Raw genomic sequence first — 10376 nt, forward strand, 5'->3', positions numbered from 1 at the left:
ACGCACTACGGCCCGGCCTACGGTTTCGCGCCGAAGGGCGTGGGCGAGGCGGCGCTTCGCTGGGTCCGCGACGAGAACGACCGCCGGATGATCGACCTGGCGCTTCGGCTCGACGCCGAAGCGGCCGTCCCCGAAGCCGAAGCGCGGCTGAACGCCTGCGGTTCCGGGGCCGTGGCCGCCACCCTCGCCGCCGCACGCGAACTCGGCGCCGTCCAGGGCTACCTCGTCCACTACACGACGTCCTTCGACGTGATGAAAGAGCGGATGGGCCGGCGCGGCTTCGATGCGGCCGTCGGCTACGCCGGCCTCCTGTTTTAGCCTCTCAGAAAGGCATTGACACCCCTCGCGCCCCGCCGTACGTTCTTCTCGGCCGTCGCGTGCTTCGCATCCGGAGTGCCGAATGTCCTGGCCGAACCGCATCACGCTGCTGCGCCTCCTGCTCGTGCCGGTGTTCATTCTCCTGGTGCTGAGCGCAGCCGAGAACGCCGCCTATCGCTATGCGGCGCTCGGCCTGGCGGTCGCTCTGGGCGTGTGCGACGCGGCCGACGGCATCCTCGCCCGCCGCACGGGCGCCGTCACGCGGATCGGTTCCATCCTCGACCCGCTGGCGGACAAGGCCCTGATGATCAGCGCCATCGTCCTGCTGAGTTTCGAAGGCATCCTCTCGACCGAGCATCCGGCCCTTCGCCTTCCGTACTGGGTGTCGGTGACGATTGTTTCGCGCGACCTTTTCATCCTCGTCGGCACGGGGATCATCTTCTTGCTGGCCGGGCTGTTCCAGGCCTTGCCGAGCGTGAGCGGCAAAGCGGCCACGGTCGTCCAATTCATCATGATCGCCGCCATGCTCGCCTCGCCCGACTTTTTGCGCTGGTTCCCGTCGGCCACGTGGTACGGCCTCTACGGGATATGGGTCGTGACGGTCCTCTTGGGCGTCGTTTCCTGGCTGGGGTACCTGCGGACGGGGTCGAAACTTCTCTCGGCCGGGGGCTAGTGCTTTGTCGCTCATCATTGGATGAGCGACAAAGCACAGAGCAGGAGAGCGGGAGAGAGGAGAGAGTAGAGACGGCAGCGGACCCGACACGAACCGTTGGGCCCCGCTCTCCTGCGGTCTCCTCTCTCCTTTCTACTTTCTAGTCTTGTGAGCGGTGCGCGTCAGAACATCGGAGACAGAGCACTAAGTTTTTCGCCGGGTTTTCGGCCCTGTGCGCGCAGGCGGGCGCAAATCCGCCGGCGGTCCGGCCTCTCCCAAGTCATTTATTCACAAGCACTTACAGTCGCCCCGCGCCCGTCCTCGGCCGGTCGATTTGCCTCGGCCCTCCCTCTGCCTATAGTTCATAAGGTGGAAGGGGCTGGGCGGGCCGACGCTCGCCTGGCAGGATGAACAGGAGGTCACATGCCTTTCCGAGCGAACATTCTCGTCGTCGGCGCCGAGGCGGACGCCAACGCGCGCCTCGCCGCCATGCTCGAGCGCGTCGGGGCTACCGTCCAGCAAGCGCCCGATTGCCTGACGGCCATGGCCATCGTCAAGAGCGATGCCGTGGAACTGGCGGTGCTGGCCGATTGCGGCGGACAGTTCAACCCCGTCGAGACGGCGCGGGTTCTGAAGAGCCTTCGCCGCGACCGTTATCTGCCCGTCATGCTCGTGGCCGAAAAGGGACTCGCCGGCGGAGCGGAGCCGGAGGGGCTTGAAGACCTCGACGACGTCCTCGGGCCCGGGTTCGACGAAGAGACCCTGCGCCGGCGTCTCCAGGCGCTCCTGCGCGCCAAGAGCACGCACGACCAGTTGCGCGAGGTCCGCGGCGAACTCGAGAAGACCCTGGCGCGAGAGAACGCCCTCCTCGAACAACTCCGCGAGGACAACAAGACGCTCAAGGTCCGCAGCATCACGGACGGCCTGACGGCCCTCTACAACTACCGGTACCTGATGGAGTGGCTGAAGACGGAGTTCAAGATCAGCCGGCGCTACGGCCACTCGCTCTCGATGATCATCGTGGACGTCGATTTCTTCAAGCGGATCAACGACGAGTACGGGCATCCGTTCGGCGACCTGGCGCTGAAGGAAATCGCCGTCGTCCTCAAGCAGTGCGCTCGCGAGTCGGACCTGGTGGCCCGTTACGCCGGCGACGAGTTCGCCCTCGTCTGCCCGCGCACGGGGCACAAGGAAATTTCCGCTCTCGCCAAGCGCATCCTCGTCGCCTCGCGCAAGCACCGCTTCGAATCGAAAGGCGGGCGCGTGCCGATCACCCTGAGCCTCGGCACGGCGACGTATCCGGACGATCCCGAGGTCGTCTCGCCCGAACTGCTGGTCTTCCTCGCCGACCAGGCGCTGTATCAGACGAAGCGCGGGGGGCGCAACGGCGTCACCGCCTGGCACGAAATCGAGCCGGAGACCCGCTTCGCCATTCGCGGAGAATTGAAAGGCCCGAACCACCCGCTGCTCGCCAACGATCCGAAAAGTCGGCTCGAACTGGCGGCAGCGGCCAGGCTCGTCGGCGCCGCGGCAGAAACGACCTCCTTCTGCCCGCGCGACGCCGACCCGCCGTCCCGGTAGGCAGGACGCACGAGGAGGGCCGGCCGGTTACCACTCCTCTCCGACCGGCTGGCCTTCCTCCAGGGACTCCTGGAGCGGGCATCCCCGGCACGCGGGCGCCGACTTCTTGCACTGGCGTTTCCCCACCGCCACCAGGAGCGCGTGGTACTCCTGATAAAGCCCCACGTTCTCTTCGAGCGCCTCCTGCATCAATTCCTGCAGGTCCTCGTACGTCGCCTCCGCCTCCGCTAGCCCGTGCCGATAGAGCACCCGCGCCGTGTACGCGTCCACGACGAACACCGGCCGATGGGCCGCGTACAGGACGATCGAGTCCGCCGTCTCCGGCCCGATCCCCGTCACGCCCAGGATCGTTTCCCTGAGGGCGGCCGTGCCGAGCGCGAAGAGCGCGTCCGGGCTTCCGCCGAATTGCTTCTCGAGGAGGCAGATGAAGTTCTTGAGGCGCTTGGCCTTCACGCGGTAATACCCCGCCGGCCGGATGACCTCGGCCAGGCGTTCCGCGTCCGTCCGCGCCAGCGCCGCCGCTTCCAGCAGGCCCTCGCGCTTCAGGTTCCCGATGGCCCGCTCGACGTTCTTCCAGTTGGTGTTCTGCGTCAGGATCGCGCCGACGGCCACCTCGAAGGGAGTGTCGGCGGGCCACCAGCCTTGCGGCCCGTAGGCGGCCAGCAGCAGATCGTAGAACGCCCGAATCTTTTCGCTCGTGTTCATCCTGGCCTCCCTGCGCCCGCGGCGCGAATCGGCACGATAAGCCTGGCCGCCGGCCGATTCAAGGCCATTCGACCGCCTCTTTTTCGTAGTCGTGCTGCGCCGCCCGTGCTACATTCCCGCCATGCCTGCCAGCCCACGTCGCCGGAACAGTTCGAGCCCCGCTCGCTCCTCCCGGACCGGTCCGAATCTTCTTTTTGCGCCGCAGGCGGCGCGTCCCTGGCCGAGCCTGCTTTTTCTTTCGCCCTTCCTGGTCTTTTACACGGCCGGTCTCATCTGGGTCCGGCCGGACCTGGCCGCGGGCGTGGACCTCCTCTTGCGTCGCGTGCTTTTCCTGGCGGGACCCTCAGCGGTCCTCGCCCCCGCGGGCCTCGTGGTGGCCGTCCTCCTGGCTTGGCATCTGGCGCGCCGGGATCCCTGGCGGTTCCCTGCCGCGCTCGTGCCCGCGATGGGGGTGGAGACGGTCCTGTGGGCCGTCCCGCTCCTGGCGTTGCACGGTCTGTTTCAGGCCTTCGCCGCCGGTCCCGGGCCGATCGAGTTGGCGGGCGCCGGTCCCGCCCGGACCGACCTGGTTGCCGCCGCCATGACCAGCATTGGTGCCGGCATCTACGAGGAACTTCTCTTCCGCCTGGTTCTGGTGGGGGGTCTGGTACTCGTCGCGGAGCGTGTGTTTCGGCTGGCGCATTCCGGCGCCGTCGTGGCGGCCGTCCTCGTCGCTGCCGCGCTCTTTGCCGGCGCCCACACGTTCCAGGCGCCTGGGTCGTTCACGTGGCCGACGTTTCTGTTTCGCACGGCGGCGGGGGTCTACCTGGCCGCCCTGTTCGCGACGCGGGGGTTCGGCATCGCCGCCGGCGTCCACATCGTCTTCAATCTCGCCGTCAAACTGACCCTCTCCGTGCCGTGAGCGCGCCCGGCCCGCCGAACACTACAACGCAACTGTGCGCGGCGGGTGCGCCGCCCCGCTTGCTTGCCACGCCGAAGCCTATGGCGAAGGCGGGCGGGGCGCTGCGGTGTTCGCTGCGCCCGCCAAGGCGGGCGGCGAACCTCCGCGCAAAACTTATGTAAAACCGCTTAGATTCTTTGGCGAACGTTAGGTTTTTGTGGCACGTGGCCGCTATTGGGAACAGGTTACGGGCCGCATAGCCCAGCAGCAGGAGGCTGGAGAGTGGGGGGCGGTCAGGACTGCAATCGTTCCTCGGCGGCTTTCCGGAGCGCGGGCAGATGGGTTTCGATCACGTCCCAGACGCGCTTCGGGTTCACGCCCATGTAGTGGTGGATCAAGAAGTCCCTGAACCGTGCGACGTCGCTCAGTTGCTTGGAGGCCTCGCCGATGATCTCGAAGTTGCGAATGACGCCGTCCTGGATCAGCGAGTTTCGCATGAACTCGTCGCGCCCACCCGCCGTGTAGGCACGAATCTTCGCTATGGCATCACGGATGTGCTCCAGGTAAAGCCGGTCGTCCTTCACAACGGCACCCCCTCCGCCAGCACGCGGGCGCGGATGACGCGGTGCAAGGCGTCCTCGGCCACCACATCCACGCGGCATCCGATGAGGTCCTCCAACTCGCGGATGAGGGCGATGTGGTCAATCAGCGACCGGTCGTCGTCCAGGCGGACCAGAAAATCCACGTCGCTATCCGCGGCGGCCTCGCCCCTCACCACCGACCCGAAGAGGCGCACGTTGTGTGCTCCGTGCCGGGCGGCGATCCGGAGGATCTCCTTCCGCCTGCCCCGAATGTCGTTCAGCGCCGACATCGCCGCACCTCTCCCTCGGGTTGCTTTTGATTCTATCGGCAAACGCACCGCCTGTCCACTACTCCGCCAGCCGCTCCCCGATCCAGACGACGTGCTTTGCCAGCGGTCCGCCGGCAAGTGCGCTCACCAGGCGCTTGTCGCCGGTAATCATAACGGACTTCGTCTTGACGGCCAGCGCGAGGTACAGGCAGTCGTAAACGGTGCGATCCAATTGCATGGCCAATTCGAGGGCGTCCGGAACAAGGTCGGCCGCCGGATGGGTGACGACCGGCAGAGCCAGGATACTCCGTGCGATGTCGCTGGCGGCGTCAGCCGTAAGGTTGCCGCGGCGCTGCCGCTTCCAGATGACATTGGCGGTTTCGACCCAGACAAGATCGGGTGCCAAAAGTTCCTCAGCCTGCGCCACACACTGCTCGGCCGCTTTGGAATCCTTTTCCTCAAAGAAGAGTTTCACAACCACGCTGGCATCGAGGACAACGGTCTTCATCGCTCGCGATCCTCGCGGATCAACCGGACGCTGTCCTCAAATCGCCGGCCGAGTTTCTTCCGCCATTGTCTGGCGCGGGCCAAGACCTCGACAATGGATTGACCGGCGGCGTTTTCAAGCACGGTTCGGGCCTCGCTCTGGAGCGACCGGCCGTGCCGCTTGGCGCGGGCCTTGAGGCGCTTGAGGGCCCGGGCGTCCAGGCCGCGAATCAGAAAGTCAGGCATGGCTTCACCTCCTGCGGGCCTCCGCCCGCTTGATATCAGAATGATATCAGCCGGGAGGCGACGAGGCAAGCACAATCTCGACGCCGAGGCGCCGCTCCAGACGGTTTCTCCAGGCATTCCTCAAGGGATTCCCCGTGGATTCCTCGCTTGAAGTCCGGCCAAGGGGAGCGCTATAATGGCCCGTCGAAAACGCTACGGGCGGCGCGTCGGTCCAGGCCGTTCAGCAACAAGTGGCAGGTCTTCAAGGCCAATGAAATACATACTGGCTCGAATCGCGATCGGTGTTCTTGTGATTTGCGTCACCCCCTTGGCCGTGTTAGCCGTGTTACTCGGAGGCGGACCGGATGATATGGATTTTCTCCAATCCGGTTGGGGGCCGATGGGATCTTCGCTGTTTGTCCTTGGAGGACTATCTCTGTGCTCTTGGCTGGTTGGGGCCATTGCCGCCGCCGTCTGGAAAAAACGGTTTTGCTTTGCCTGGCGGTGGGGCATCATTCTGGCTATCGCCTCTTTCCTCGTGGTCTTGCTGGGAAGCGTCTTCATCGAGGCATTGCCGCTGCTTAAGCCATGGCTTAAACTTACGGAGCGTTTTATCGTCCACATCTTGTTCTCGCTCTTGCCTTCCCAGGTTGCCTTTTGGGGCTTCTCCGGTGTAATGCGAATCGGGTGGAAAAGGCGGCGTGTTGGTTCCTGAAATCTCACTGGCGGACAAGGCTCTATCGCCGGAAGTGAAGGAGAAGAAGCCGCCGCCGGCGTCCACATCATCTTCAATCTCGCCGTCAAACTGACCCTGACCGTGCCGTGAGCGCGCCCGCCCACCTAAGAATGGCCGCGCACACGCCCGCGTTTTCTGCTATTATACTTCTAACACGTTCCGCGGCATGAGGTCGCCGAAAGCAGCGAAAGGGTCCGCCATGAGCATCCGGCAGCGTGCTCGGAGAAGGCGCGCGCGAATGGTCGTTCATCGTGCCGCCGGAATATGAGGATGCCGACCGCTGGGACCTGGAGTTCTGGCAGGCGAGGACGCCCCAGGAGCGTCTTTCCGCGCTGGTGGACATCCATGAGGACATCGCCAGAGTCCGAGGTCGGTGCCGCGTCCTGCGACGCGTCAAGAAACTGCGCCAGGGCCGCTCCTGACCCCGCCCCCCGCGCCTTAGTCCTTGAAGTCCGCTCGAATCGTGCGCTATAATGCGGCGTCCAAGGTAAAGTGTGATGCCGGGCGGCTGGCGCGTGTCGGCCGCCGGCGCTCGGCGGTCTCGAAGGGAAGACGAATGAATCCGCTCCTCGGCGAAGAACTCCGCGAAACCGCCGAAGCGAAATGCACCTACGCCGGCCGGCCCATCCCGCCCCTGGCGCGCGGACTGCCGAAAGAGGTCGAGTCCGTCTGCCCCGAATGCCTGCGGCTCATCACCGCGCACCTGTTCGAAAAGGACGGCAAGGTCCGGATGGAGAAGACCTGCCCCGAGCACGGCCTCTTCGAGGACATCGTCTGGAGCGACGCCCGGCTCTACCTGAAGGCCGAGCAGTTTCACTACGCCGACGGCGATGGCGTCGAGAACCCCAACACCCGCGCGACCTCCGAGTGCCCCAACCAGTGCGGCCTCTGCGAGGACCACGCCTCCAATACCGCCCTCGGGAACATCGACCTGACGAACCGCTGCGACCTGCAGTGCCCCATCTGTTTCGCCAACTCCAACGCCGCCGGCTACGTGTACGAGCCGACTTTCGACCAAGTCGTGAAGATGCTCGGGACGTACCGCGCGATGCGGCCGTCGCCCGCGCGGGCGATCCAGTTCTCCGGCGGCGAGCCGACCCTTCACCCCCGCTTCCTCGATTGCCTCCGCGCCGCGCGCGACGCCGGCTTCTCCCACATCCAGATCGCCACCAACGGCCTGCGGTTCGCCCGCGAGCCGGACTTCGCCCGCGAGTGCGAGGACGCCGGACTCCACGACGTCTACCTCCAGTTCGACGGCACCACCGACGACGTTTGGGAGAAGACGCGCGGCCGGCCGCTCATGAAGGAAAAGGAACAGGCCGTCGAACGCATCAGCCGGACCGACATGAAGATCGTCCTCGTCCCGACCATCGTCCGCGGCCTGAACGATCACCAGGTCGGCGACATCGTCCGCTACGCCCTCGCGCGCATCGAGACCATCGCCGGCATCTCGTTCCAGCCCGTCGCATTCACCGGACGCATCGACGCGGCCGAACGCCTCCGCCAGCGCTATACCCTGACGGACCTGGCGCACGACGTCGCCCGCCAGACCGGCATCGGCGACCCCTACGAGGACTGGTTCCCCCTCTCGTGCGTCCAGCCGTTCACGCGCCTCTTCGCGGCCGTCAAGGGCGAGCCCAACCTCGTCATGTCCTGCCACCCCCACTGTGCGCTCGGGACCTACCTCTTTGTCGGGACCGACGGCCGGGCCGTCCCCATCCCGCAGTTCTTCAACCTCAAGGGCATGCTCGACGACATGTGGGCGCTGGCCGAGAAGACCGAGCGGAGCCGATTCAAACTCTTCCGCAAGGTCCAGGCCTTCCTCGCCCTGCGGCGTCATTTCCGCCCCGACCGCGCCCCGGCCGGCATGACGTTCGACGGCTGGCTCCACACGCTGAACGGCATGACCGACAAACGCGTCGGCCGCGGCCAGGCCGGACGAAAAACCTTCCGAAGCCTCCTCGTGGCAGGCATGCACTTCCAGGACCGCTACAACTACCAGACCGACCGCTCACGCCGATGCGTCATCCACTACGCCGACCCCGACGGCCGCCTCTACCCCTTCTGCACCTACAACGCCGGGCCCGAGTATCGCTACAAGGTCGAAAAGAAGTTTGCCCTGACACCTGACCAATACCGCGCTCGCCATGACGCCTGACCAGATGCACAACGGCTCTCGTGTCCTTCGCCGCTCGTCATTCGGATTTCGTCATTCATTCGGTATTCGGATTTCGGGCTTCGTCATTCTCCTTGCCCTTCTCGCCGCCGGATGCTTCAGCCCAAGACCGGATTTCTACGTCTTGCGCGGCCGCGTTCTGGACGCCGAGACCGGCCGAGGCCTCGGCGACGCACGCCTCCGCCTCCGCGCCGCCATCGCCACGGACCTCGGTCCGAAGGTTCTCTCGGCCTACGGTATGACGGGGCCCGACGGGGCTTACGAAATGGAACTCGGCGCGGGGTACGACGCCCTGCGCCTCGCCGGACGCATCCGCCTCGACGTCGGCAAAGCCGGCTACGCGACCAGCGGCGCCGAGATCCCCCCGCCCGCCAAGAAGCAGAACGTGTACGCCGCTCCCGACGTCGTCCTGCAAAGGGCCGAGTTGAAGCCTTTCGCGGCGCCCCGCGCCGGCGAACCTTAGGCGCCGCCAGTCGTCGCCGCCCCGCCCCGCGCGCCGTTCGCATTTAGCCGCCCCGCTTGCGGGGCGTTTGCCGTTTCGCCGTTCATTCCGCAATCCGAAATCCGAAATCTCCCTGTTCCTTCGAAGGAGCCCTTCGGGCCGCAATCGTTCCCACCCGACCCCTTACGCCCCGTACAGGCGCCCCTCGTCCACCATCGCCAGGTAGTTGTCGAGGGGAATGTAGTTGGCGACGGTGTTGCCGGTGCCCAGGCAGTACCCGCCGCCCGGCAGACAGACGTCGAGGGTTTCGCGGACGCGTCGGCGAATGGCGTCCTCGTCGGCGCGGCAGAGGAAGTCCACGTCGATGCCGCCCAGCAGCGCGACCTTCCGCCCGTACGTCCGCTTGGCGTCGCGAACGTCCTCAATCGTGTCCTCGAAACTGTGCTTGCCGTCAATTTTCACATCGTCGATGAGGTCGGGGAGGATGGCGCGGAGGTTGCCGCACGCGTGCAGAATGTACAGCCGCCCGGCGGCGTGAGCCATCGCGGCCGCCTTCTTGTGCCCCGGCAGAACGAACTCACGCAAGTCGCGCGGGCCGACCAGCAGGCCCGTCTTGTAGCCCATGTCGTCCGACCCCCAGATGATCCGCACCCGCGGGAACTCGAGGACCCGCTCCATCCACACGCCGTACAACTCCTCCAGACGCCGCGCAACGGCCGATACCAGGTCTCGCTGCTCGTACAGCGCGAAACAGAACGTCTCATAGCCCATGAGCCAGGAAAGCAACTCGGCGAAGTGGCTCGCCAAGCCACCGATGATGCACATGTCCTCGGGCAGGTTCTCCTCGTACCACTCCAGGGCCTGGGTCGCCCCGGCGGCCGTCGGATCGGGCCATGGATACTTCTCGAAGTCATCCCACGTGCTGATCGGGCCGGTGTGCTCGTCCTGGAACGATCGGCCGCCGGCACGCTTCAGTGCCGCGCTATCCTCAACGGCCGTCCGCCGCGTCGGAAAATCAAAACCTGCCAGCCCGGCGACGACGTAGTCGAACCCGCAGAAACGGTTCACGGCGACCATCTTGCGCTTTTCGTAATGCGGGTCGCTCGGGGCCACGCCCCGCATCAGTCCGAAACGCTCCGCGATGGCGTCGCGCACCTCGGCGTCGTGGAACAATTCGATGTGGTACACGCGGTCGGGCGTGCCCTCGCGGCGGAGGTTGGCGACAAGCCCTCTCCAGTGGCACTCCAGCGGCGCCTCCAAGCCTCGGAATCGCGGCATAACGGTGACCTTTCAGAGGAGGTCTTCGGCCGGGCAAGAGCAGGGGG

The 10376-nt window shown here is 65.8% G+C and carries 14 protein-coding genes; 8 read left to right on the plus strand and 6 right to left on the minus strand.

Annotated features, from left to right (window positions below; translation table 11 throughout):
• The 3 genes from amrB to NTX40_08730 all read left to right on the plus strand — a co-directional run.
• The coding region (amrB, locus tag NTX40_08720; GenBank protein MCX5649161.1) for an AmmeMemoRadiSam system protein B at positions 1-318 on the plus strand (318 nt) is incomplete at its 5' end.
• A gap of 82 nt (positions 319-400) precedes the next feature.
• Entirely contained in the window at positions 401-991 is a 591-nt protein-coding gene (locus NTX40_08725) for a CDP-alcohol phosphatidyltransferase family protein (protein MCX5649162.1), read from the plus strand.
• Positions 992-1393: 402 nt separating this feature from the next.
• Complete coding sequence (locus NTX40_08730) at positions 1394-2551, plus strand: diguanylate cyclase (protein ID MCX5649163.1); 1158 nt, start codon at positions 1394-1396, stop codon at positions 2549-2551.
• 27 nt (positions 2552-2578) lie between these two features.
• Here the strand turns inward: NTX40_08730 and NTX40_08735 are convergent, their stop codons facing one another.
• Positions 2579-3256: an endonuclease III domain-containing protein gene (locus NTX40_08735; GenBank protein MCX5649164.1), complete on the minus strand. Its 678-nt coding sequence runs from the start codon at positions 3254-3256 to the stop codon at positions 2579-2581.
• A 121-nt stretch (positions 3257-3377) separates the two neighbouring features.
• Between NTX40_08735 and NTX40_08740 the strand changes: the two genes are divergently transcribed.
• A complete protein-coding gene (locus NTX40_08740) occupies positions 3378-4157 on the plus strand; it encodes a CPBP family glutamic-type intramembrane protease (GenBank protein ID MCX5649165.1) in 780 nt (259 codons plus the stop codon).
• A gap of 272 nt (positions 4158-4429) precedes the next feature.
• Here NTX40_08740 and NTX40_08745 read toward each other — a convergent pair whose 3' ends face one another.
• From NTX40_08745 to NTX40_08760, 4 genes are read right to left on the minus strand one after another with little or no spacing between them, the layout of a single operon-like run.
• Positions 4430-4720, minus strand: coding sequence for a DUF86 domain-containing protein (locus tag NTX40_08745; GenBank protein MCX5649166.1), 291 nt, complete (start codon positions 4718-4720; stop codon positions 4430-4432).
• Complete coding sequence (locus NTX40_08750) at positions 4717-5007, minus strand: nucleotidyltransferase family protein (GenBank protein MCX5649167.1); 291 nt, start codon at positions 5005-5007, stop codon at positions 4717-4719. Before NTX40_08750 ends, NTX40_08745 begins: the two co-directional genes overlap by 4 nt.
• A 58-nt stretch (positions 5008-5065) precedes the next feature.
• Entirely contained in the window at positions 5066-5494 is a 429-nt protein-coding gene (locus tag NTX40_08755; protein MCX5649168.1) for a type II toxin-antitoxin system VapC family toxin, read from the minus strand.
• Entirely contained in the window at positions 5491-5718 is a 228-nt protein-coding gene (locus NTX40_08760; GenBank protein ID MCX5649169.1) for a hypothetical protein, read from the minus strand. Before NTX40_08760 ends, NTX40_08755 begins: the two co-directional genes overlap by 4 nt.
• Positions 5719-5968: 250 nt before the next feature.
• On the opposite strand from NTX40_08760, the gene NTX40_08765 reads away from it, so the two are divergent.
• From NTX40_08765 to NTX40_08780, 4 genes are all read left to right on the plus strand, one after another.
• Entirely contained in the window at positions 5969-6412 is a 444-nt protein-coding gene (locus NTX40_08765) for a hypothetical protein (GenBank protein MCX5649170.1), read from the plus strand.
• Positions 6413-6648: 236 nt separating this feature from the next.
• Positions 6649-6855 carry a hypothetical protein gene (locus tag NTX40_08770; GenBank protein MCX5649171.1) on the plus strand — a complete coding sequence of 69 codons (207 nt, stop codon included), beginning with the start codon at positions 6649-6651 and terminating at the stop codon, positions 6853-6855.
• A gap of 134 nt (positions 6856-6989) precedes the next feature.
• Positions 6990-8591, plus strand: coding sequence for a radical SAM protein (locus tag NTX40_08775; GenBank protein ID MCX5649172.1), 1602 nt, complete (start codon positions 6990-6992; stop codon positions 8589-8591).
• A 142-nt stretch (positions 8592-8733) separates the two neighbouring features.
• Positions 8734-9072: a hypothetical protein gene (locus NTX40_08780; GenBank protein MCX5649173.1), complete on the plus strand. Its 339-nt coding sequence runs from the start codon at positions 8734-8736 to the stop codon at positions 9070-9072.
• Positions 9073-9234: 162 nt separating this feature from the next.
• Here the strand turns inward: NTX40_08780 and NTX40_08785 are convergent, their stop codons facing one another.
• A complete protein-coding gene (locus tag NTX40_08785) occupies positions 9235-10329 on the minus strand; it encodes a hypothetical protein (protein MCX5649174.1) in 1095 nt (364 codons plus the stop codon).
• Between the last annotated feature and the right edge of the window lie 47 nt (positions 10330-10376).

The organism is Planctomycetota bacterium, assembly GCA_026387035.1.
GTDB lineage: Bacteria > Planctomycetota > Phycisphaerae > FEN-1346 > FEN-1346 > JAPLMM01.